Source organism: Azospirillum sp. Sh1, assembly GCF_008365135.1.
Classification (GTDB): Bacteria; Pseudomonadota; Alphaproteobacteria; order Azospirillales; family Azospirillaceae; genus Azospirillum; species Azospirillum oryzae.
Window position 1 is genome coordinate 534,062 of sequence record NZ_VTTK01000001.1, and the last position, 19,942, is coordinate 554,003.

The window sequence follows — 19,942 nt, forward strand, 5'->3', positions numbered from 1 at the left end:
GGCGGCCGCACCGAAGCGCGGCCGCCGTTCCCAAGGGGCGACTGAGTGATGGCGCAGCCGGTCAGGCGGCGGTCTTCAGCAGTCCGCACAGCCGGCGGATGCCCTCGCGGATCTGGGCCGGCTTGGTGACGGAGAAGGCCAGACGCAGCGTGTTCTTGCCCGACCGGTCGGCATGGAAGGCCGAGCCGGGAACGAAGGCGACGTTGGCCTCCTTGATGGCGCGGGCCAGCAGTTCGGTGCCGTCGACGCCTTCCGGCGCTTCGATCCAGACGAACAGACCGCCTTCCGGCTTGGTCCAGGTGACGCCCGGCGGGGCGAATTCGTCCAGCGCCGCCAGCATGGCGTCGCGACGCTCCTTGTACTGGGTGCGCAGCAGCTTGATGTGGCTGTCGAAGATCTGCGAGACGACGTCGTGCATGACGATCTGGTTGATCGTGCTGGCATGCAGGTCGGCCGCCTGCTTCATCAGCACCAGCCGGTTGACCACCTCCGGCGCCGCATTGACCCAGCCGACGCGCATCGCCGGCACCATCGTCTTGGAGAAGGTGCCGCCGAAGATCACGTTGGTCAGCTTGCCGCCATTGCGCTCGCAATCCAGCGCCGCCAGCAGCGGCAGATGCTCGCCGTCATAGCGCAGCTCGCAATAGGCGGTGTCCTCGATCACCGGCACGCCGGCCGCCTCGCAGGCGTCCAGGATGGCGTGGCGGCGGGCCAGCGTCACCGTGGTGCCGTTGGGATTCTGGAAATCGGGGACGAGATAGAAGAACTTCGGCTTCTGTGCCAGCGCCTCGGTCAGCGCCGTCATCTCCGGCCCTTCCTCGTCCATCGGGATGGAGAGGTAGGTCGGCTCGTAGGGCGAGAAGGCCTGGAGCGCGCCGAGATAGGTCGGCCGCGTCACCACAATCTTGTCGCCGGGGCCGATCAGCAGCTTGCCGACGAATTCCAGCACCTGCTGCGACCCGTTGGTGATGAGAACGCCGTCCAGGCCGATGTTGACGCCCTTGCGGCCCATGTAATCACAGATCCATTCCCGCAGCGGCGTGTAGCCTTCGGTGATGGAGTATTGCAGGGCAGCGCCGGCACCGGCGTTGGACTGGAAGATTTTCTCGTAGGACCGCGCGATGGCGGCGCTGGGGAACAGGTCCGGATCGGGAATGCCGCCGGCGAAGGAGATGATCTCCGGGCGGTCGATCAGCTTCAGCAGTTCCCGGATTTCGGACGCCGTCATGCCGCTCACGCGGCCCGCGAACACATGACCCCAATCAACCGACACGGTGCTTCTCCTTCGGATCAGTAATTTAGTATCGTTCTCAGGCGGTCGAGCATTGCATTTCGTACCGCGAGCGAACAAGGCAGATCGATGGTATGGCAGCTATGCTGTCCTGTATCACTTACCAGCATATCAGAGAATTTGCCAACAATCTGATGCCGAAACCAAGTGACCTGCCGTTTGGCATAGCGGCGGGTCGATTGCTGGGCCAGTGCGACCGCTTCGTCGAGCGGGATCTCGCCATGCAGGACGCGGCGCAGCTCCGGCACGCCCAAGGCCTTCAGCACTGGCAGGTCGGGGGCGAGCGCCTGCTCATCAGCCAGTGCGTCCAACCGCCGCACCTCCTCCAGTGCGCCCTGCTCCATCATCAGATGGAAACGCTTGTCGCACTGGGCGTAGAGGTCGGCCCGCGGCGGGTCGAGCACGAGGATGGTGAAGCGCAAATCCTCCGGCGCGCCCTGGGCCGTCCGGCTCTGCCAGTGGGACAGCGGGTGGCCGGTTGCCTCCAGCACCTCCCAGGCGCGGGTCAGGCGGGTGGTGTCGCCGGGGTTCAGCTTGGCCGACGCCGGATCGCGGGCAATCAACTCGGCACGGAAGGCCTCGCCGCCGATGGTCGCCAAACGGGCATGGGCGGTGGCGCGCACCTCGTCGGGGATGGGCGGGACCTCGCTCAAGCCCTGCATCAGGGCGCGCAGGTAAAGACCGGTGCCGCCGACCACCACCGGCAGCCGGCCGTCGGCACTGGCGGCGGCGATCTCCACCAGAGCCATGTCGCGCCAGCGCGCCGCCGAGCCGCGTTCCGCCGCCGGCAGCACGCCATAAAGGCGATGGGGCGCCCGCGCCAGGTCCTCGGCCGGCGGCCGGGCGGTCAGCACGTCCAGATCGGCGTAGAGCTGCATGCTGTCGGCGTTGATGACGGTGCCGCCGAACGCCTCGGCAATCGCCAGCGCCAACCCCGACTTGCCCGATGCGGTCGGGCCGCCGATGACGATGACATCGGTGAGCGTGTTCATCGCCCTTCCATGGGGCCACGGCGTTTCCTTTGCAACACCCATCCGCATGCCCCAACCGCATGCCGACGCCGAAGCTTCGTTGGACCGGACCCCTCGCCTGTGGTAGGCAGCGCGCGAAGGCCCTCTTTTGCTCGGGACACCCGCCGATGAACGCCGTCGCCACGCTGATCGCCCCCCGCACCGCCACGCTCGACGAGGCTGCCGTCCAGACCGCCAAGGCGGCGCTGGTGGGCCTGGGCGCCGATGCCGGCGCACCGGACTGGCTGGCTCCCGGCACCGCCTGCGACCTGCCATTCGGCAATCTGGCGCCGGAGCAGGCGGAGGCGGCGATTCGCCATGCCCTGAACGGTGCCACGGTGGATATCGTCGCCCAGCCGGCGGCCACCCGGCGCAAGCGGCTGCTGGTCGCCGACATGGAATCGACGATCATCGAGCAGGAGATGCTGGACGAACTGGGCGACTATGTCGGGCTGAAGGACCACATCGCCGACATCACCGCCCGCGCCATGAACGGCGAGATCGATTTCAAGGACGCGGTGCGCGAGCGGGTCGCCCTGCTGAAGGGCCTGAAGGAGTCAGTGATCGACGAGGTGTGGCAGCGCGCCACCCTGATGCCGGGGGCATCCCAGCTGGTCGGCACCATGCGCGCCAACGGCGCCGCCTGCGTCCTGGTGTCGGGCGGCTTCCGCTGCTTCACCGGCCGGGTGCGCAGCTGGATCGGCTTCGACGACGACCGCGGCAACGAGCTGGAAGTGATCGACGGCGTGATGACCGGCAAGGTGATCGAGCCGATCCTGGACAAGGACAGCAAGCTGCAGGCGCTGATGGCCTATGCCGGCGAGCACCGCGTGCCGATGGCGGAGACCATGGCGGTCGGCGACGGCGCCAACGATTTGCCGATGCTGCTGGCCGCCGGTCTGGGTGTCGCCTACCACGCCAAGGCGGTGGTCGCCGCCGAAGCCCGCGCCCGCGTCGACCATGGCGACCTGACCGCCCTGCTCTACGCCCAGGGCTACCGGGCGGCGGAGTTCGTAGGGTAAAATGCCCGTGTTCGCTGATCGCGACTTTCTATTGACCCGGATGATCGGTAACTGGATCATAGCCTTATGAAGCTCGTCATTGAGGCCGCCGCACTGAAAGTTCTGTTGCGGATCCGGCCTCCGATGCGAACGGTCTCCGGACGAAACTAAAGAAATTTGCCGCAGCTCCTTATAACCCGCATCCATGGGCCAAGGCGTTCGGCGGTGGACGGGGCCGCATCCGCCACGGCGATTGGCGAGCCGTCTATACCATCGACGGCGACATGATGGTTGTCACGGTGTTGAAGATCGGGGATCGCAAGGAGGTTTACCGATGAACGCGCTGCCCATCCGACCGATTGCTGAAACCGCTGACAGCGTCACGCTCAGTCGCGCCGACTTCGAGGCATTGGCAGAACTGGTGGCTGACGCCCAAGATCTTGCCGATGTGGAAGCGGTAAAGGCGCGGCTCGCGGCGGGCGAAACGGAGGTATTTCCCTTCGAGGTCGCCGAACGCATCTTGGACGGCGAACATCCGGTGACGGTCCTTCGCGAATACCGCCGCTTCACCCTGCGCGGGCTGGCCGAGGCGGCAGGGCTTGCTCCGTCCTACCTTTCGGAAATCGAAAACGAACGCAAGCCCGGCAGTTTCGACGCAATGGGGCGCATTGCAACGGCGCTGAATGTGCCGCTGGACCTGCTGGCGCGCCGATAACGCGCCTCACGCCCACACGCCGCGAACATACGGCGTCAGCTGCGTGTCCGTCAGGATGATGTGGCGGACCAGCCAGTCGGCGGTGAACTTATAGAGTTTTTCGGCGTTCTCGTGGGTGGGTTCGTTGGAGAACTGGTTCGACAGCTCGCTGACCTTCTGGACCGCGGCGCGGTGCATGGCGACATGCTCGTCGAATTTCGGGTAATGCACGATCTGCATGATCCGCTCTTCGCGGGCGAAATGCTCCTTGGTGTATTCCAGAAGTTTGATCAGGATCTTGGCGACGCGAACCGGCTGGAACCGCGGAGCGGCCAGCGCGGCGTCGAGTTCGTTCAGATACTCGATCAGGTGTTTGTGATCGTCGTCGATGGCCGGCTGCCCGACGCTCAACTGCCGTCGCCATGTGATGGCGCCCATGACCTTGCGGCCTCCCCCCTAACCGGCACCCTGTTGGGGAGGATTATGAATGGTGTTACCAGCCCACCCAAACAGCCGCCGGCGTCACACGGCAATTTGACGCACCCGTATGAAGCGAGCCGGAACGGAACGGGGCGGATGCGTCGCCGCACCCGCCCCGTTCAGCAACCAACAGCCGATCGATCTCAGCCGACGATCGAGTACCCGCAATCAACGTAAGTGGTGTCGCCGGTGATGCCCTTGGCACCGTCGGTGGCGAGGAAGGCGGTGGTGTAGCCGACCTCCTCGATGGTCACCAGACGGCCTTCGGGTGCGCGCTCGGCGGCCTTGTTCATCAGCTCGTCGAAATGGGCGATGCCGGAGGCGGCGCGGGTCTTGATCGGGCCGGGCGAGATGGCATGGACGCGGATGCCCTTCGGGCCCAGCTCGGCCGCCAGATAGCGCACGCTGGCTTCCAGCGCCGCCTTGACGGGGCCCATGACGCCGTAGTTGTCGATGACGCGGTTGGCACCGAAATAGGACATGGTGAACAGCGACCCGCCGTCCTTCATCAGCGGCTCGGCATACTTGGCCATGCGGATGAAGGAATGGCAGGAGACGTCCATCGCCTGCTGGAAGCCCTCGCGCGAGCAATCGACGACGCGGCCGTGCAAATCTTCCTTCGGCGCGAAGGCGATGCTGTGCAGCGCGAAGTCGAGCTTGCCCCACTTCTCGCCGATCTTGTCGAACATGGCCTTCAACTGGCCTTCGCCGGTGACGTCCACCGGTTCGAAGATCTCGGCCTCCAGCTGCTGGGCCAGCGGCTCGACGAACTTCTTGGCCTTGTCGTTCAGATAGCTGACCGCAAGGTCGGCACCCATGGCGCGGAAGGCGCGGGCGCAGCCCCAGGCGATCGACTGGTCGTTGGCAATGCCAAGGACGAGCCCCTTCTTGCCTTCGAGCGTGGCGGCGGCGGGAATGATCGTGGTCATGCGGACGGTCCTGCGGTCGATGGGACGGGAGGGAGCGGCCGCAAAACCCCGGCCGCCTTTCGCCGGGTGAGATCACGCGGCGTTCCTTGTGCAGTGCACCATAACCCAATCGCCGGGGGTCCGCAACGTGCAATGGGCGCGTTCCGCACATGCGCTTCAATCATTGCGCAGCATTGTTCGTGGAGCGTTCAGTAAAAACTGAATTACTGCTGTTTCAGTCTTTCATTGATCCATATCAAAATGGCCTGCCGGCACAGGACCGGCAGGCCGTTTCTTGATGACATTTCTGTTATGGCGTCACACCGCTTGTGCGATCCGCCTCCTTACCGCGCAACACCCGGCGAGAAGGATGGTGGATCGCTGGCCGGGAAGGATTCCTGCGAGGCCTCGTCGACGATCTCTTCATCGCACGCCTCCCCATAGATGTCGCCGGGATGGCGGGAGTAGGGATTGACGCCCTCGTTCACGTCCTGCGACGGAATGGCCGCCCGGTCGTTGTGCGTCCAGTCGGACAGCATCGCCTTGCCGGGGCAATAGCCGGTCAGACCGCGCGCCACCAGCGCGCCGCCGGCAAGCGCCATGGCGGCCCCGGTCCAGTTGGGGCGGCGCAGACCCAGGGCCGCCAACAGCACGCCGCCGGCCAGCGACGCCAGCCGCTCGGTATGCCCGACATTGATGCTGTAGCCGCCGCCGGGCGCCCAATTGGACCCCTGGATGCGGTCGTTGAGGCCGCGCAGGTTGCGCTGGGCCGTTTCGGTGATGGAAGAGAGTTCCATGTCGGTCCTCCTGAATGCGGGTCCCGGTCGGGGATCGTCCGCCATCGGATCGTTATCGCGTCACTGTTGGGAAACCGGCGGCTGGGGGGTGCCGTTCCCGGACGGCGTCCCGGAAGAGGACCCCGGCGCCGATTGGGACGCACCGCCCTGGCTGCTTCCCTCCTGGCCGCTGGAACCGGCGGCACCGCGGGCCTGCTGCAGTTCACGGTTCAGACGTGCCACCTCCTGCGACAGGCGCTGCACCTCCTGGCGCAACGGGCCGGCCGAGGCGTCGCCGCCGCCCGCCGAGCCGGCGATGGCGGCCAGCGTCGCCGAATCGCGCATCCAGTAGGGCGCCACGCCGTAGTAGGTGTGCACCGCCATCGCCCATTGGCGGTCGTTCATGTTCGGACGGTTCTTCTCGTCGAAGCGGGGGGCGTTGGTCAGCTTGTCCTTCGGTACGTTCAGGACATAACCATTGCCCGATGGGGAGAACAGCGCCCACGGCACCGGGAAATGGCTGTCGCCGATGCCGAGGAAGCCGCCCAGCTCGACCACCGCATAGGCGACCCGGCCGCTGGCGGGATCGATGATCAGTTCGGACACGCTGCCGAGATCCTTGCCGTCCGGGCTGCGCAGCTTGGCGTCCTCAAGCTCGTCGGCGGCGATCGCGCGCGGATGGGCGATGGAGTCCTGCAGGGCCGCCGCCTCACCCAGGATGGCCTGACAGGCGGGCGCGTTGCCCTTCTGCGCGGCGGCCTGCGCCGCCTGCTGCAGGGCGCGGAGCTGTGCGGTTTCCTGCTGGGTCACCGGAGCGGGGTTGCCGGGTGCGGCGGCTTCGAGTGCCGCCGCCTGCTGTCCCAGCCGGTCGAGCCCCGCCGCGCAATCGTCGGCCGCCAGCGCGGGCGCGGCGATGGTCAAGGGTCCCAGTGCGGCCAGCAGCAGGGCCGTGCCCAAGGTCCTACTGGGGGTCGGGCGCATCATCGGGGCATCCTCCGGCTTGAATCGTCTCATGCCATATGAACAGCATGGTCAAGCCGGAGGTTCCCGAACGCGAATCTTCTTCCAGTTGTGGAGGGGGATCAGCCCGGCAGCGGCAGGCCGCCGCGCTGGACGATGAAGGACTGGATGGCGTCCAGCCCCTCGCCCGCCTTGACGTTGGTGAAGACGAAGGGGCGGTCGCCGCGCATCTTGCGGGCGTCGCGGTCCATCACCTCCAGGCTGGCGCCGACCATCGGGGCGAGATCGGTCTTGTTGATGACCAGCAGGTCCGAGCGGGTGATGCCCGGCCCGCCCTTGCGCGGGATCTTGTCGCCGGCCGACACGTCGATGACGTAGATGGTGATGTCGGCCAGTTCCGGCGAAAAGGTCGCCGCGAGGTTGTCGCCACCCGATTCGATGAAGATCAGGTCGAGATCGGGGAACTTGGCGTTCATCTGGTCGACGGCGGCGAGGTTGATCGAGGCATCCTCGCGGATCGCGGTGTGCGGGCAGCCCCCGGTCTCCACCCCCATGATCCGTTCCGGCTTCAGCGCGCCGGAGCGGGTGAGGAATTCCGCGTCCTCCTTGGTGTAGATGTCGTTGGTGATCGCCGCAACCTCCCAGTCGTCGCGCATGCGCTTGCACAGCGCGTCGGTCAGCGCGGTCTTGCCGGAGCCGACGGGGCCGCCGATGCCGACGCGAAGCGGACCGGCGTGGCTCTTTTCGATAGCGGGGAGAGCGCTCATGAGCGGAACAGCCTCGTATATTGGGTTTCGTGGATCATCGAGGTCCAATCGACGGCCATCGCCCGGCCGCCGAGATCGTCCAACGGGGCGGCCAGCGCCGCCTCCGCCGCGCTGTGGGTGATGGGGTCGAGCGCCGCCAGCGCCCGTTGGCCGTCGGTCTGGCCCAGCGGCACCAGCCGGACGCCGGCAGATACCAGATTGGCGGCGAAGGCGTGCAGATAGGCGGTCAGCGCCGGCCCCTCCGCCACGCCGATCAACGCCGACACCAGCGCCACCGCAACCGCGTAGGCGACCGGCCGGCCGGTGGATGCGATCACCGCATCCCAGCGCGGCAACTCGTCGAGCGGCCATGCGGCGCGGATCGCCAGCAGGAAGGCCTGCCCCTGCGCCCGCGATTCGAGCGCGGTTTCGGCGGAGGCGCGCAGGATGTCGGCCCGTTCCACCGCCCAGGAGAAGCCGGCCTCGTCACCCGCCCGCACCGCGCGATGGGCCGCGGCGAACAGCATGCCGTCGGTCCGCCCGGCGCCATGGCGCAGGATGCCGTCGAGCCAGACGATCATCGTCGCCCGGTCCCGCACCAGCCCCTGCTCCACCGCCGCCTCGATCCCATGGCTGTAGGAGAAGCCGCCGACCGGAAAGCTGGGCGACAGCCACGCCAGCAGGCGCGTCAGGGCGTGGGTGGAGACGCTATCCTGTCCCCTCTCCCCCCCGGGGAGAGGGTTAGGGTGAGGGGGATGCACTTCGAGGATCTCTTCGGCTGCGCCGAACCCCCTCATCCCAACCTTCTCCCCGCTTTCGGCGGACCAAAGGTCCGCCTGCCGCGTCAGCGCAAACGAAGTTTGCGCGTGAGCAGGGGGGAGAGGGGGCTTATCAGTGCGAATGCCCATGCCCGCCGCCATGCGAATGCCCGCCATAGGCGCCGCCTTCCGGCATGAAGGGCGCGGTCACGTCGCGCACCTCGGCCCCCAGCCCGCGCAGCATGTCCTCGATCACATGGTCGCGGCGCAGGCGGATGGTGTCGCCAACGATCTGCACCGGCAGGTGACGGTTGCCGAGATGCCAGGCGACCCGCGCGAAGGCCTCCACCGGTCCGGGCACCCGGACCTCCATCAGTTCCTCAGGCGCGGCGACCACGCGCAGGAAACTGCCGTCGATCAACTCCAGCCCGTCGCCGTCGTCCAACGCCACCGCCCGCGGCAGGTCGAGCAGGAAGGCGCCGCCGGCATCGTCGGTCATCGCCATCCGGCGGCGGAACCGGTCGTCGAAGGCGAGCGTCACGGTGCCGGCCGCCTGCTCGGCGGACCAGTGGCCGCGGGCATGGACCCGGGTGGCGCGGCGGGTGGGATCGGTCATCAGCGAAGCCGTTCGAAGGGGGTCGGGTGGCCGAAGAAGCGGCCGGCCAGTTCGCTGACCAGCGCCGCGTCCCCGGTGGTGAAGAAGCGCAGGCCCCGTTCGGCGGGATCCGGCCGGTATTCGGGGTGGCGGTCGAGATACTGCTCCAGCGAGCGGGCGGTCAGCGTCGGCTGGCACAGCACCTCCACCCCTTGCGGCAGCGCGCGGGCGAACAGGTGACGGACCAGCGGATAATGGGTGCAGCCCAGCACCACCGTGTCCAGCGGCTGGCTGCCCATCTTGTCGAGCAGAACGCGGACATAGCCGGCGACCGCCGGTTCGATCTCGGCATCCGACGCACCGCGCTCGATCAGCGGCACGAGGTCGGGACAGGCCTGCTGGACGACGCGGACCGACGGCGCGCGCTTGCCGATCTCCCGCGGGAAGGAGCCGGAATTGACCGTCGCCGCGGTGGCGAAGATGCCGACGCTGCGTGGCTCGGCCAGATGGTCGGGCGGAACGGTGTCGATCATCCACGGAACGCGGGTGATCGCCTCCACCATCGGCACCAGCACCCCCAGCACGTTGCGGCCGGGATGGGCCGACGGCAGCCATTCCTGCTGCAGACGGCGCAGCGCCACCGCGGCGGCGGTGTTGCAGGCGATGACGATCAGCCGGCAACCCTGGGCGAACAGCCGATCCATCCCGGCGATGGTCAGCCGGTAGATGTCGTCCTCGCTGCGCGGACCGTAGGGAGCGGCGGCATGGTCGCCGAGATAGACGAACGGCCGGTCGGGTGCCGCGTCCACCAGGGCGCGCAACACCGTCAATCCGCCATGTCCTGAATCGAATACACCGATCAACTGTTTGAGCCTTCGCAACCATTACCCTCTCCCGCCCCGGGAGAGGAAGGGACCCGCCGAAGGCGGGAGGGTGAGGGGTGATCCGGACATGGACTTGATCCTTGTCCAACCCCTCACCCTTCCCAAGCTTCGCTTGGGTCCCTTCCCTCTCCCGGGACGGGAGAGGGAGCGTACCATCAGAACAGGAAATACCGCTGCGCCATCGGCAGGACGGCCGCCGGTTCGCAGGTCAGCAGCTGCCCATCCGCCCGCACCTCGTAGGTTTCCGGGTCCACCTCGATATGCGGGGTGGCGTCGTTGTGGATCATGTCCTTCTTGCCGACGGTGCGGGTGCCCTGGACGGCGATCAGCTCGCGGTGCAGGCCAAGCTGGCGGCCGACCTCCAGTTCCAGCGCCTTGGCGCTGACGAAGGTCACGCTGCTGGCCTGCATCGCCCGGCCGAAGGCGCCGAACATCGGACGGTAATGCACCGGCTGCGGCGTCGGGATGGAGGCGTTGGGATCGCCCATCAGCGCGGCGGCGATGGTGCCGCACTTGATAACCATGTCCGGCTTCACCCCGAAGAAGGCCGGCGACCACACCACCAGATCGGCCAGCTTGCCGACCTCGACCGAGCCGACGACATGGCCGATGCCGTGCGACAGCGCCGGGTTGATGGTGTATTTGGCGATGTAGCGCTTGACCCGGAAATTGTCGTTGTCGCCGGTCTCCTGCGGCAGCCGGCCGCGTTGCAGCTTCATCTTGTGGGCGGTCTGCCAGGTGCGGATCACCACCTCGCCCAGCCGGCCCATCGCCTGGCTGTCCGACGAGATCATGGAGAAGACGCCCAGGTCGTGCAGGATGTCTTCCGCCGCGATGGTCTCGCGCCGGATGCGGCTTTCGGCGAAGGCGACGTCTTCCGGGATACGCGGGCTGAGGTGGTGGCACACCATCAGCATGTCGAGATGCTCGTCCACCGTGTTGATGGTGAAGGGCCGCGTCGGGTTGGTCGAGCTGGGCAGCACGTTGGCGAGGCTGGCCACCCGGATGATGTCCGGCGCATGGCCGCCGCCCGCCCCTTCGGTGTGGAAGGTGTGGATGGTGCGGCCCTTGAACGCCGCGATGGTGTCCTCGACGAAGCCCGATTCGTTCAGCGTGTCGGTGTGGATCGCCACCTGGACGTCCAGTTGGTCGGCGACCGTCAGGCAGGTGTCGATGGCGTCCGGCGTGGTGCCCCAATCCTCGTGCAGCTTCAGGCCGCAGGCGCCGGCGGCGATCTGCTCCAGCAGCGCGTCGGGGCGGCTGGTGTTGCCCTTGCCGAAGAAGCCCAGATTGATCGGCAGACCTTCGGCGGCCTGGAGCATCCGCTCCATATGCCAGGGACCGGGCGTGCAGGTGGTGGCGGACGTGCCGGCGGCCGGCCCGGTGCCGCCGCCCAGCATGGTGGTGACGCCGCTGTTCAGCGCCTCGTCCACCTGCTGCGGGCAAATGAAGTGGATGTGGGCGTCGATGCCGCCGGCGGTGACGATCTTGCCCTCGCCGGCGATCACCTCGGTGCCCGGACCGATGATGATGTCGACGCCGGGCTGGATGTCGGGGTTGCCGGCCTTGCCGATGGCGGCGATCCGCCCGCCGGTCATGCCGATGTCGGCCTTGACGATGCCCCAATGGTCGATGATCAGCGCATTGGTGATGACGGTATCGACCGCCCCCTGGTGACGCGAGCGCTGGGACTGCCCCATGCCGTCGCGGATCACCTTGCCGCCGCCGAACTTCACCTCCTCGCCATAGACGGTGTGGTCGCGTTCGACCTCCACGATCAGGTCGGTGTCGGCCAGCCGGATGCGGTCGCCGGTGGTCGGGCCGTAGAGGGCCGCGTACTCGGCCCGGTCGATGCGGTGCGCCATTGTCGTTCGCCCTTCCCTGTCGGCCCGTCAGAGGGCGCCGTTGACCATGCGGTTGAAGCCGATCACCACCCGGTCGCCGCCATAGGCGACCAGCGTCACGCGCCGGGTCTGGCCGGGCTCGAAACGCACCGCCGTCCCGGCCGGAATGTCGAGCCGGAAGCCGCGCGCCTTCTCGCGGTCGAAGGTCAGCGCGCTGTTGGTCTCGTAGAAATGGAAGTGCGAGCCGACCTGGATCGGCCGGTCGCCGGCATTGGCGACGTCCAGTTCGACGGTGGCGCGGCCATCGTTCAGCACGATCTCGCCGGCCGCCGGGAAGATTTCACCGGGTTTCATCGGGCAGTCCCCCTCAACGGATCGGCTGGTGGACGGTGACGAGCTTGGTGCCGTCGGGGAAGGTCGCCTCGACCTGGATGTCGTGGATCATGTCGGCCACGCCGTCCATCACCTGATCGCGGGTCAGCACGGTGGCGCCGTCGCGCATCAGCTCGGCCACCGTGCGGCCGTCGCGCGCGCCTTCCACCACATAGTCGGTGATGAGGGCGACCGCCTCCGGATGGTTCAGCTTGACCCCGCGTTCCAGCCGCCGCCGCGCCACCATCGCCGCCATCGCGACGAGCAGCTTGTCCTTCTCGCGCCCTGTCAGGTTCATCGGGGGAATGCCCTTTCGCCGCCCTGTTCGTTGCCGGCGATTATGCCACGCCGACGCGGCGCGCCAAGTGCGTCGTATGACGTAGAGGGTTGAAAGTGCTGGACGTCAATAACGGGGGATGTTCGTCCGTGCGCCGTTCAGCAGGCAATGGGCATGGAGCGTGCAGCACAACCACTCAAGGTTTGTCGGCGCTTCCTTCAGCAGGCAGTATTCAATGTCGTCCTGCAGCAGTCCGTCCACACGCGACGGATCTATGCCGAGGAGGCCCACGATCACGGCATTCATCATGGTTGCCATGACAAGCCGGCGGGACTCGAGAGGTGCATCTTCTGGAAAGCGGAACAGTGACTTCGCCGGCACCTTGGACAGCAGCCAGATATAAAGGGCTGCAACCTTGTGGTTGGCCAACAGGTTCTCGCCCATGCCATGACGGGTCACGAACTGATCGCGCAAGGCACCGTAATCTTCAACCAGTTGATTGAGGTGCAGGCTTTCAGTCAGGAAAACGGGACGGAGACCGTCTGGCAAGGCCGTGACGGCGGCGCGACCGCATTCAACAAGAAATTGCCGCCGCTTGAGAAACAGTGTCGATAATCGGTCACTCATTCCTTAGCGGAACCTTGCGCAATGCGCGCAGCCATCCGCTTCGACCGTTCGGCCAGAAATGCGCTGGATGCCGCCAGATGCCGAACCGCAGCATCGTAATCGAGCACCTCACTGCCGTTGTCCATGCGAACACCGTCCAGCCCGTCGACGTCCGGCAGCGGTTCGTAGTTCTTGCGGTAGGAGTCCATCGCCCATGTCCTCAGCGCCCTGTACGCGGCATGCGCACACTCAAAAGAGTATCACATTCGCGAAAAAACGCGATGCGAGTACACACAACGCCGTCAAACCTCCCACAGTCGCGGCAAGCGGGTTGGCAGACCGGCGGCCTCGGCACGCAAGCCGGACCACAGCGCAGCATAGGCGCGGCGCACCGCGCGGGCGTCGCCGCCGAGAATGCGGACGATCAGCAGCCCATCCAGCGCCGTCGCGCCGATGCGGGCGCCCTCCAAAGGTTCCGCCAGGGCACGGATGGCATCGAGATGCCGGGCGGCATCGGGGGCGGCGTGCAGCAGGGTGGCGCAGGCGGCGGCTCCACCGAAGCCGGCGGGGTGGGCCAGAGCCTCGGCGATGTCGTCGTCCAGATGCAGGGCGTCGGCCCAGATCAGCCGGCCGTCGCGGGCGACCTCCCAGGCGTCGCGGATCAGGCCGCGGGTGACCGTCTCGCCGAAGGCCGCGCGGCCGAAGACCAGCATTTCGCCGGCGATGACGCGGGCGTCGCCCGACAGGTCGATCCGGGTCCGGCGGCGCAGGCGGGAGCCTTCGAAGACGATCGCCTCCTGCGGCATCCATTCCAGCCATGCGCCGTCCTCCACCGACAAGGCGGTGTCGATGCGGCAGTCCGCGCCGGTGGAGCGATAGACCTTCTCGGCCGCCTGGGTGGTGACCAGCGCCCTGGCGCCCGGCCCGACCGACAGCGCGATGTCCATGCGGTCGCCGCCGACCATCCCGCCGGACGTGGTGGCGAGCACCGCGATGGGCAGGTCATCGCGGCGCGGCGTCGGCATCAGCACCCGCAGCGGGTCGTGGTGGTAGAGGGTCGCCAGACGGGTCTCGCCGTGGCGATGTTCGAACCGGACGGTCGCGGCGCCATGGACCGCGACCTTCTTTTCCCCGCACCCTGAATCGCGCGCCGAATTTTCCGGCCTGTCGGCCACCGCCACCTGAACCAAGCGCCCGCTCCTCACTGGATCACAGGGGCGCCAGTCTGCCGGAAGCGGGGCCGTTCAGGCAATGCGGACAAACACCCCGCCCCGCTCAGCCCTCGCCGTTGAAACAGCCGTTGCGAGCGGCGACCACCGCGACCTGGGTGCGGTTGCGCACGCCCAGCTTCTGCATGATGGCGCGCACATGCACCTTCACCGTGCCTTCCAGCACGCCCAGGCCGCGGGCGATCTCCTTGTTGGAATGGCCGGCCAGCAGAAGTTCGAAGACGTCGCGCTGGCGGTCGGTCAGGCGGTCGAGGATGTCGTCGTTGCCACGCGGCCCCTCGGCCAACGCGCCGTTCAGCACCGCCCGCGGCAGCGGCAGGAAGATGTCGCCGCTGAGCGCCAGCGAGATGGCATGCTCCAGCACCTCCGGCGGGCTGGTCTTCAGCACATAGCCGCGGGCTCCCATGCGGACGCTGTCGACGATGTCGGCAACCTCGTCGGAGTTGGTGAGGATCAGGACCGGCACCTCGCCCAGCGTCTCCTTCAGCCGGCGCAGCCCGGCGATGGCGCCGCCGCCGGCGTCCTCGTCGTCCGCGCGCTGCGGACCGGGGTCGTACAGAACCAGGGCCAACTCGGGGGTCTGGCGGCCGATGTTCAGCGCTTCATCCAACGACCCGGCCTCCAGCACGCGCGTCCCAGGGCAGATTTCGCCGATGGACAGAGCGAAGCCATGGCGCACCATCGGCTGCTCGTCGACCACCAGAAAAATCCGCGTGGGATTGCCCGCGCTACGCGAACCATCGCGCGCTTGAAGCTCGAACTCCATCGTGTCCCCTTATTCTCAGCGGACCGCTTCTCAGTAGGGCCAAGAACACCAAAAAGCCCCAACGGAAAAGCGGTTCATTCGCGCCGCTCTTTGGCGCAGCTACCCCTAAATATCGAATGAACGGCTCTGCGTTCAATTTCCTGCCAAATCTGATCTATTGCCTGTGACTTTCCTGTTCTCACCTTGCGCCGTTGGTTAATGAACCGTATAAATCATCCCGGCATGAAGCGTAAAGCCCGCTGTTCCGAACAATATTGTTCTAATTTTCTATGTTCGGAGTCTGCGTGGGCCGGATCGAGCGGTCCGGTCCTTGGCCTGATCCTTCAGGCGCGGACAAAAAGGGGGGATCGCCGCCGCCCGGTGATATGGGTGGCCCAGCGGAGGATGATCGATGACGACATGGAATGTGATGCTGGTCGACCATGACCGGCTGTTTTCGGCGGCTTTGGCAACGTTGATCGGCGGCGGCCCCTTCCGGGTCAGCGCCCACGCGGCCAGCGCCGACGACGCGCTCGACCTCATTGCCGAAGGCGAGGAGCCCGACCTGATCGTGCTGGCGCTCCAGGACGGCATGCCGGAGGAAATCGCCGGCATCCGGCGCCTGCGCGACGGCACATCGGCCCGGATCGCGGTGCTGGCCGACACCATCGCCGACCGCAGCCTGTCCCAGTCGCTGAAGGCCGGCGCCGACGCCTATCTGAACAAGAGCATGTCGAGCGAGAGCCTGCTGCGCTCGCTGCGTCTGGTGATGCTGGGCGAGGTGGTCTATCCGACCCATGTCGCCGGCCTGCTGATGGCCGCCGCCAACGAGCGCCCGCAGCACAGCCCGACGCCGATCGCCATGCCGCCCAGCGGCGACCTGTCGAAGCGCGAGGTTCAGATCCTGCGCTGCCTGCTGGCCGGCCAATCGAACAAGGCCATCGCGCGCAACCTGCACATCACGGAATCGACCGTGAAGATGCACTTCAAGAACGTGATGCGGAAGATCAACGCGCAGAACCGCACGCAGGCGGCGGTGTGGGCGATCCAGAACGGGCTTTCGCCGCTGGTGTCGGCGTAGGGGGCTCCAAGTCACGGCAGGGTTGCCCCCTCCCTTCCCATGCTTTCGCATGGGCCCCTTCCCTCCCCCGCCTTTGGCGGGAGAGGGAGTGATTTGCGAAGCAGCGGCAGTCCCCTCTCCCGCAAAGCGGGGGAGGGTTAGGGAGGGGGCAAAAGTGCCCCCTACTCCGCCGCGTGGCGATGGCCGGCGTGGCGGCCTTCGCAGAATTCCTCGATCATCTTGCGGCAGAAGGCCGGTATGTCGTCGGGCTTGCGCGAGGTGACCAGACCATGGTCGGTCACCACCTGCTCGTCGACCCAGGTCGCGCCCGCGTTGCGCAGGTCGGTCTGCAGCGACGGCCAGGAGGTCATGCGCTTGCCGCGCACGCCGCCGGCGTCGATCAGCGTCCAGGGGCCGTGACAAATGGCGGCAATGGGACGATCCGAATTCACGAAGCTCTTCACGAACTCGATCGCCTTCGGCTCCAGCCGCAGGCTGTCCGGATTCATCACGCCACCCGGCAGCATCAGCGCGTCGTACCGGCCGGCATCGGCCTGGTCGAGCGTCACGTCGACATCGACCTTGTCGCCGCGGTCATGGTGATTCCAGCCCTGGATCTGCCCGCTTTTCGGCGAGACCACATGCACGGTGGCACCGGCATCGCGCAGGGCCTTCACCGGCTCGGTCAGTTCCACCTGTTCGTAGCCGTCGGTGGCGAGAACAGCCACGGTCTTTCCATTGAGGTTGCGGGCCATGGACGGATCTCCTTCGCTGTTGGTCATGCCGCAGCAACCGGATTACCCCTGCATGGTTCCCTGGGAACTGTCCCGCAATTCCCATGTTGATTGTGACATACGAGACACACATCAGCGAAGGGAGCCCGAATCATGAGGTTCCAGACCCTGTTGGCCGGCCTTGCGCTGGCGACGACCCTGCCATTCGCCCACATCGAGTCGGTACAGGCCGCCGATCCGCGCGCCGGCGACGATCTTGTCGGGATCGAAGTGACCGGTCTGCTCGGCGAGGAACTGGGCCAGATCGTTTCCGTTTCGCCCAGCGCCGACGGCAAGGACACCAGCATCCTGGTCGAGGCCAGCGGCATGCTGGATGTCGGTCACCGCTTCTTCACCGTCCGCCGCTCGCAACTGTCGCCGGGCGAGGACGTGGACACCGTCACCTATAAGAAGACCGCGGAGGACGTGATCCGCCGCATTCACAACGACACCCAGGTCGCGGAGCGCTGAACCGGCGCCCCGCGCGCCATACGACTGATCAGGCCGGCTCGTCGGGGTGGCAGGGTTTGCAGCCGGTGGGCCAGGGCTCGCCCAGATCCTCCACCACCATCCGCCAGGACTCCCCGTCCAGGCGGATGCAGCCGCCGCCGGCGAAATGCAGGGCGATCCCGCCCTTCATCGTCTCCATCGACAGCAATTCCAGGATCCGGCCGCGGTCCTTCAGATCGAAGCCGCGCAGCTTGGCGCCGGTCACCCCATCCACCCGCACGCCGCAATGGACCCGCTCGTAGGGAGCCAGATCGTCGTCGTCGGCGGCGGGGCCGGGGCGCGGGCGGTCGGCGGCCTCCCAGCGGAAGCGGTTGACGACCATGACGAACCGCTTGTCGTCGGGCTGGAAGCACATGTCGCCGACCGGAAGGATGGCGTCCTGCAGGCAGGCGGAGACGACCTTCAGGTCCTCCTCGTCTTCGGCACGCAGGCGGATCGGGGTCATGGCTGAGGCCGTCATGGTCGTGGGCACCTCTCGGGAATGGCCAACCTTATGGGGATGGCGGAGGGGTGCCCCCGCCGCTTACTCGTCGCCGCCGTGGATGCGTTCGATCTCCGCACCGCAGGCGGCCAGCTTCTCCTCCACCCGCTCATAGCCGCGGTCGAGGTGGTAGACGCGGTTGACCATCGTCTCCCCCTCCGCCGCCAGCCCGGCGAGCACCAGCGACACCGAAGCGCGCAGGTCCGTCGCCATCACGGGCGCACCGGTCAGCCGCTCCACACCGCGCACCAGGGCCGACGAGCCGTGGACCGTGATCCGCGCGCCCATGCGCGTCAGCTCCGGCGCGTGCATGAAGCGGTTCTCGAAGATCGTTTCCGTGATCATCGCCGCGCCCTTCGCCGTGCACATCAGGGCCATCATCTGGGCCTGAAGGTCGGTGGGGAAGCCCGGGAACGGCTCGGTCATCACATCGACGCCGTGCAGTTCGCCATTCGCGCGCGACACGCGGATCCCGTTCTCGATCTCCTCGAAGGCGACGCCGGCCGGAGCCAGCGCCTTGACCGCCGCTTTGATCAAATCGAGACGGGTGTTCATGATGTCAAGACGGCCACCGGTGATGGCGGCGGCCATCGCGTAGGTGCCGGTCTCGATGCGGTCGGCCACCACCATGTGGCGGGCGCCGTGCAGGCGGTCGACACCCTCGATCACCAGCCGGTCGCTGCCGATGCCGGTGATCTTCGCCCCCATCTTGACCAGGCATTCGGCGAGGTCGGTCACCTCCGGCTCACGCGCGGCATTCACGAGGATGGTGGTGCCCTTGGCCAGCGTGGCGGCCATCAGCAGGTTCTCGGTCGCACCGACCGACACCTTGGGGAAGACATATTCCGCACCGCGCAGACCGCCGGCCGGGGCCTTGGCGACGATATAGCCGGCATCGATCCGGATGTCGGCGCCCATCGCCTCCAGGCCCTTGATGTGCAGGTCCACCGGACGCGCGCCGATGGCGCAGCCGCCGGGCAGCGACACCTTGGCCTCGCCGCAGCGGGCCAGCAGCGGCCCCAGCACCAGCACGCTGGCGCGCATCTTGCGGACCAGATCGTAGGGGGCGGTGGTGTTGGTGACGTCGCGCGCGGTGAAGTCCACGGCGCGCCCGGCGCAATCACCACCCGCCCCGGCCATGTGGATCGCCACGCCATGTTGCAACAGCAGATTGCACAGCGTGTTGATGTCGGCCAGGATCGGCAGGTTGGTCAGCGTCAGCGTCTCGTCGGTGAGCAGCGACGCCGTCATCAGCGGCAGGGCGGCGTTCTTGGCGCCACCAACGGTGATGGAGCCGTTCAGCGGGCGGCCGCCGCGGATGCGGATCTTGTCCATGGACCTGTTTCTTTCGCGGATACGCCCCTGGGGGCGTTCAGGATAGGAGTGCTCAGAGCCGGGGCAGCGTGACGCCCTTCTGCCCCATGTATTTGCCGGACTTGTCGGCGTAGGACACCTCGCACACGCTGTCGCCCTTCAGGAACAGGAACTGGCACAGCCCCTCGTTCGCATAGACCTTGGCGGGCAGCGGGGTGGTGTTGGAGATCTCCAGCGTGACGTGGCCTTCCCACTCCGGCTCCAGCGGGGTGACGTTCACGATCAGGCCGCAGCGGGCATAGGTGCTCTTGCCCAGGCAGATGACCAGAACGTCGCGCGGGATGCGGAAATATTCCACCGTGCGGGCCAGCGCGAAGCTGTTCGGCGGGATGATGCAGACGTCGGTCTTGCGATCGACGAAGCTCGAATCGTCGAAACGCTTCGGGTCGACGATGGCGTTGTCGACGTTGGTGAAGATCTTGAACTCGTCGGCGACCCGGGCGTCGTAGCCGTAGGACGACACGCCGTAGGAAATCACGCCTTCGCGCTTCTGGGTCTCGACGAAGGGCTCGATCATGCCCTTGGTCTCGGCCATCTCGCGGATCCAGCTGTCCGGCATGATGCCCAT

General features: G+C 67.0%; 25 protein-coding genes. 4 read left to right on the plus strand and 21 right to left on the minus strand.

From position 1 onward, the window contains the following. Nucleotides 1-61: 61 nt before the first annotated feature. Complete coding sequence (locus tag FZ029_RS02525; RefSeq protein WP_149267871.1) at nucleotides 62-1,273, minus strand: PLP-dependent aminotransferase family protein; 1,212 nt, start codon at nucleotides 1,271-1,273, stop codon at nucleotides 62-64. 17 nt (nucleotides 1,274-1,290) lie between these two features. Then, nucleotides 1,291-2,283: a tRNA (adenosine(37)-N6)-dimethylallyltransferase MiaA gene (gene miaA / locus FZ029_RS02530; RefSeq protein WP_149267872.1), complete on the minus strand. Its 993-nt coding sequence runs from the start codon at nucleotides 2,281-2,283 to the stop codon at nucleotides 1,291-1,293. Between the two features lie 146 nt (nucleotides 2,284-2,429). On the opposite strand from miaA, the gene serB reads away from it, so the two are divergent. Continuing rightward, the gene (serB, locus tag FZ029_RS02535; protein ID WP_149267873.1) at nucleotides 2,430-3,323 is read left to right on the plus strand and encodes a phosphoserine phosphatase SerB; all 894 of its coding nucleotides are present in this window, start codon (nucleotides 2,430-2,432) and stop codon (nucleotides 3,321-3,323) included. Nucleotides 3,324-3,636: 313 nt separating this feature from the next. Beyond that, nucleotides 3,637-4,017, plus strand: a complete 381-nt coding sequence (locus FZ029_RS02545) for a helix-turn-helix transcriptional regulator (protein WP_149267874.1) — start codon at nucleotides 3,637-3,639, stop codon at nucleotides 4,015-4,017. A 6-nt stretch (nucleotides 4,018-4,023) separates the two neighbouring features. Here FZ029_RS02545 and FZ029_RS02550 read toward each other — a convergent pair whose 3' ends face one another. The 15 genes from FZ029_RS02550 to FZ029_RS33280 all read right to left on the minus strand — a co-directional run bounded on the left by FZ029_RS02550 (nucleotide 4,024) and on the right by FZ029_RS33280 (nucleotide 15,131). Further along, nucleotides 4,024-4,434, minus strand: a complete 411-nt coding sequence (locus tag FZ029_RS02550; protein ID WP_109074025.1) for a bacteriohemerythrin — start codon at nucleotides 4,432-4,434, stop codon at nucleotides 4,024-4,026. A 185-nt stretch (nucleotides 4,435-4,619) separates the two neighbouring features. Next, nucleotides 4,620-5,405, minus strand: coding sequence for an enoyl-ACP reductase FabI (gene fabI / locus FZ029_RS02555; RefSeq protein ID WP_085089975.1), 786 nt, complete (start codon nucleotides 5,403-5,405; stop codon nucleotides 4,620-4,622). A gap of 323 nt (nucleotides 5,406-5,728) precedes the next feature. Beyond that, on the minus strand, nucleotides 5,729-6,181 hold the full coding sequence (locus FZ029_RS02560; RefSeq protein ID WP_149198151.1) for a DUF2892 domain-containing protein: 453 nt from the start codon (nucleotides 6,179-6,181) through the stop codon (nucleotides 5,729-5,731). A gap of 60 nt (nucleotides 6,182-6,241) precedes the next feature. Next, nucleotides 6,242-7,144 carry a PRC-barrel domain-containing protein gene (locus FZ029_RS02565; protein ID WP_247892108.1) on the minus strand — a complete coding sequence of 301 codons (903 nt, stop codon included), beginning with the start codon at nucleotides 7,142-7,144 and terminating at the stop codon, nucleotides 6,242-6,244. Between the two features lie 98 nt (nucleotides 7,145-7,242). Beyond that, a complete protein-coding gene (gene ureG / locus FZ029_RS02570; protein WP_085089978.1) occupies nucleotides 7,243-7,887 on the minus strand; it encodes an urease accessory protein UreG in 645 nt (214 codons plus the stop codon). Beyond that, complete coding sequence (locus FZ029_RS02575) at nucleotides 7,884-8,663, minus strand: urease accessory UreF family protein (protein WP_247892109.1); 780 nt, start codon at nucleotides 8,661-8,663, stop codon at nucleotides 7,884-7,886. The genes ureG and FZ029_RS02575 overlap by 4 nt, the downstream gene beginning before the upstream one ends. A gap of 94 nt (nucleotides 8,664-8,757) precedes the next feature. Then, nucleotides 8,758-9,240: an urease accessory protein UreE gene (locus FZ029_RS02585; protein ID WP_149267878.1), complete on the minus strand. Its 483-nt coding sequence runs from the start codon at nucleotides 9,238-9,240 to the stop codon at nucleotides 8,758-8,760. Beyond that, nucleotides 9,240-10,100, minus strand: coding sequence for a glutamate racemase (murI, locus tag FZ029_RS02590; RefSeq protein ID WP_348771124.1), 861 nt, complete (start codon nucleotides 10,098-10,100; stop codon nucleotides 9,240-9,242). Before murI ends, FZ029_RS02585 begins: the two co-directional genes overlap by 1 nt. A gap of 158 nt (nucleotides 10,101-10,258) precedes the next feature. Further along, nucleotides 10,259-11,968, minus strand: coding sequence for an urease subunit alpha (gene ureC / locus FZ029_RS02595; RefSeq protein WP_149267880.1), 1,710 nt, complete (start codon nucleotides 11,966-11,968; stop codon nucleotides 10,259-10,261). Nucleotides 11,969-11,995: 27 nt separating this feature from the next. After that, the gene (locus tag FZ029_RS02600) at nucleotides 11,996-12,301 is read right to left on the minus strand and encodes an urease subunit beta (RefSeq protein ID WP_149267881.1); all 306 of its coding nucleotides are present in this window, start codon (nucleotides 12,299-12,301) and stop codon (nucleotides 11,996-11,998) included. 13 nt (nucleotides 12,302-12,314) lie between these two features. After that, a complete protein-coding gene (locus tag FZ029_RS02605; RefSeq protein WP_085089984.1) occupies nucleotides 12,315-12,617 on the minus strand; it encodes an urease subunit gamma in 303 nt (100 codons plus the stop codon). Nucleotides 12,618-12,722: 105 nt separating this feature from the next. Beyond that, nucleotides 12,723-13,223, minus strand: a complete 501-nt coding sequence (locus FZ029_RS02610; protein WP_149267882.1) for a hypothetical protein — start codon at nucleotides 13,221-13,223, stop codon at nucleotides 12,723-12,725. Further along, nucleotides 13,220-13,411, minus strand: a complete 192-nt coding sequence (locus FZ029_RS02615) for a hypothetical protein (protein WP_149267883.1) — start codon at nucleotides 13,409-13,411, stop codon at nucleotides 13,220-13,222. Before FZ029_RS02615 ends, FZ029_RS02610 begins: the two co-directional genes overlap by 4 nt. 93 nt (nucleotides 13,412-13,504) lie before the next feature. Beyond that, nucleotides 13,505-14,383 (minus strand): urease accessory protein UreD, encoded by an 879-nt coding sequence (locus FZ029_RS02620; protein WP_247892116.1) that lies wholly within the window; start codon nucleotides 14,381-14,383, stop codon nucleotides 13,505-13,507. A gap of 94 nt (nucleotides 14,384-14,477) precedes the next feature. Continuing rightward, entirely contained in the window at nucleotides 14,478-15,131 is a 654-nt protein-coding gene (locus FZ029_RS33280) for a response regulator transcription factor (protein ID WP_246457758.1), read from the minus strand. Between the two features lie 457 nt (nucleotides 15,132-15,588). On the opposite strand from FZ029_RS33280, the gene FZ029_RS02630 reads away from it, so the two are divergent. Then, on the plus strand, nucleotides 15,589-16,257 hold the full coding sequence (locus FZ029_RS02630) for a response regulator transcription factor (protein WP_149267885.1): 669 nt from the start codon (nucleotides 15,589-15,591) through the stop codon (nucleotides 16,255-16,257). Nucleotides 16,258-16,418: 161 nt separating this feature from the next. Here the strand turns inward: FZ029_RS02630 and FZ029_RS02635 are convergent, their stop codons facing one another. After that, nucleotides 16,419-16,991: a type 1 glutamine amidotransferase domain-containing protein gene (locus FZ029_RS02635; RefSeq protein WP_149267886.1), complete on the minus strand. Its 573-nt coding sequence runs from the start codon at nucleotides 16,989-16,991 to the stop codon at nucleotides 16,419-16,421. Between the two features lie 132 nt (nucleotides 16,992-17,123). On the opposite strand from FZ029_RS02635, the gene FZ029_RS02640 reads away from it, so the two are divergent. Then, the gene (locus FZ029_RS02640; RefSeq protein ID WP_149267887.1) at nucleotides 17,124-17,480 is read left to right on the plus strand and encodes a hypothetical protein; all 357 of its coding nucleotides are present in this window, start codon (nucleotides 17,124-17,126) and stop codon (nucleotides 17,478-17,480) included. A 28-nt stretch (nucleotides 17,481-17,508) separates the two neighbouring features. Here FZ029_RS02640 and FZ029_RS02645 read toward each other — a convergent pair whose 3' ends face one another. From FZ029_RS02645 to dcd, 3 genes are all read right to left on the minus strand, one after another. Continuing rightward, nucleotides 17,509-17,979 (minus strand): DUF2948 family protein, encoded by a 471-nt coding sequence (locus FZ029_RS02645; protein WP_149267888.1) that lies wholly within the window; start codon nucleotides 17,977-17,979, stop codon nucleotides 17,509-17,511. 63 nt (nucleotides 17,980-18,042) lie between these two features. After that, nucleotides 18,043-19,335, minus strand: coding sequence for a UDP-N-acetylglucosamine 1-carboxyvinyltransferase (murA, locus tag FZ029_RS02650; RefSeq protein WP_149198140.1), 1,293 nt, complete (start codon nucleotides 19,333-19,335; stop codon nucleotides 18,043-18,045). A gap of 52 nt (nucleotides 19,336-19,387) precedes the next feature. Continuing rightward, nucleotides 19,388-19,942 carry a dCTP deaminase gene (gene dcd / locus FZ029_RS02655; RefSeq protein WP_014248468.1) on the minus strand — a complete coding sequence of 185 codons (555 nt, stop codon included), beginning with the start codon at nucleotides 19,940-19,942 and terminating at the stop codon, nucleotides 19,388-19,390.

What these genes read in the sequence shown, in the direction of transcription:
- serB (WP_149267873.1), top strand. Translation starts at nt 2,430, where the DNA reads ATGAACGCCGTCGCCACGCTGATCGCCCCCCGCACCGCCACGCTCGAC.
- murA (WP_149198140.1), bottom strand. Translation starts at nt 19,335, where the DNA reads ATGGACAAGATCCGCATCCGCGGCGGCCGCCCGCTGAACGGCTCCATC.
- FZ029_RS02550 (WP_109074025.1), bottom strand. Translation starts at nt 4,434, where the DNA reads ATGGGCGCCATCACATGGCGACGGCAGTTGAGCGTCGGGCAGCCGGCC.
- FZ029_RS02610 (WP_149267882.1), bottom strand. Translation starts at nt 13,223, where the DNA reads ATGAGTGACCGATTATCGACACTGTTTCTCAAGCGGCGGCAATTTCTT.
- dcd (WP_014248468.1), bottom strand. Translation starts at nt 19,942, where the DNA reads ATGGGCATCATGCCGGACAGCTGGATCCGCGAGATGGCCGAGACCAAG.
- FZ029_RS02645 (WP_149267888.1), bottom strand. Translation starts at nt 17,979, where the DNA reads ATGACGGCCTCAGCCATGACCCCGATCCGCCTGCGTGCCGAAGACGAG.
- ureG (WP_085089978.1), bottom strand. Translation starts at nt 7,887, where the DNA reads ATGAGCGCTCTCCCCGCTATCGAAAAGAGCCACGCCGGTCCGCTTCGC.
- FZ029_RS02585 (WP_149267878.1), bottom strand. Translation starts at nt 9,240, where the DNA reads ATGACCGATCCCACCCGCCGCGCCACCCGGGTCCATGCCCGCGGCCAC.
- FZ029_RS02545 (WP_149267874.1), top strand. Translation starts at nt 3,637, where the DNA reads ATGAACGCGCTGCCCATCCGACCGATTGCTGAAACCGCTGACAGCGTC.
- FZ029_RS02615 (WP_149267883.1), bottom strand. Translation starts at nt 13,411, where the DNA reads ATGGACTCCTACCGCAAGAACTACGAACCGCTGCCGGACGTCGACGGG.
- FZ029_RS02630 (WP_149267885.1), top strand. Translation starts at nt 15,589, where the DNA reads ATGACGACATGGAATGTGATGCTGGTCGACCATGACCGGCTGTTTTCG.
- FZ029_RS02560 (WP_149198151.1), bottom strand. Translation starts at nt 6,181, where the DNA reads ATGGAACTCTCTTCCATCACCGAAACGGCCCAGCGCAACCTGCGCGGC.
- FZ029_RS02575 (WP_247892109.1), bottom strand. Translation starts at nt 8,663, where the DNA reads ATGAGGGGGTTCGGCGCAGCCGAAGAGATCCTCGAAGTGCATCCCCCT.
- FZ029_RS02600 (WP_149267881.1), bottom strand. Translation starts at nt 12,301, where the DNA reads ATGAAACCCGGTGAAATCTTCCCGGCGGCCGGCGAGATCGTGCTGAAC.
- FZ029_RS02635 (WP_149267886.1), bottom strand. Translation starts at nt 16,991, where the DNA reads ATGGCCCGCAACCTCAATGGAAAGACCGTGGCTGTTCTCGCCACCGAC.
- FZ029_RS02640 (WP_149267887.1), top strand. Translation starts at nt 17,124, where the DNA reads ATGAGGTTCCAGACCCTGTTGGCCGGCCTTGCGCTGGCGACGACCCTG.
- miaA (WP_149267872.1), bottom strand. Translation starts at nt 2,283, where the DNA reads ATGAACACGCTCACCGATGTCATCGTCATCGGCGGCCCGACCGCATCG.
- FZ029_RS02605 (WP_085089984.1), bottom strand. Translation starts at nt 12,617, where the DNA reads ATGAACCTGACAGGGCGCGAGAAGGACAAGCTGCTCGTCGCGATGGCG.
- fabI (WP_085089975.1), bottom strand. Translation starts at nt 5,405, where the DNA reads ATGACCACGATCATTCCCGCCGCCGCCACGCTCGAAGGCAAGAAGGGG.
- FZ029_RS02565 (WP_247892108.1), bottom strand. Translation starts at nt 7,144, where the DNA reads ATGATGCGCCCGACCCCCAGTAGGACCTTGGGCACGGCCCTGCTGCTG.
- ureC (WP_149267880.1), bottom strand. Translation starts at nt 11,968, where the DNA reads ATGGCGCACCGCATCGACCGGGCCGAGTACGCGGCCCTCTACGGCCCG.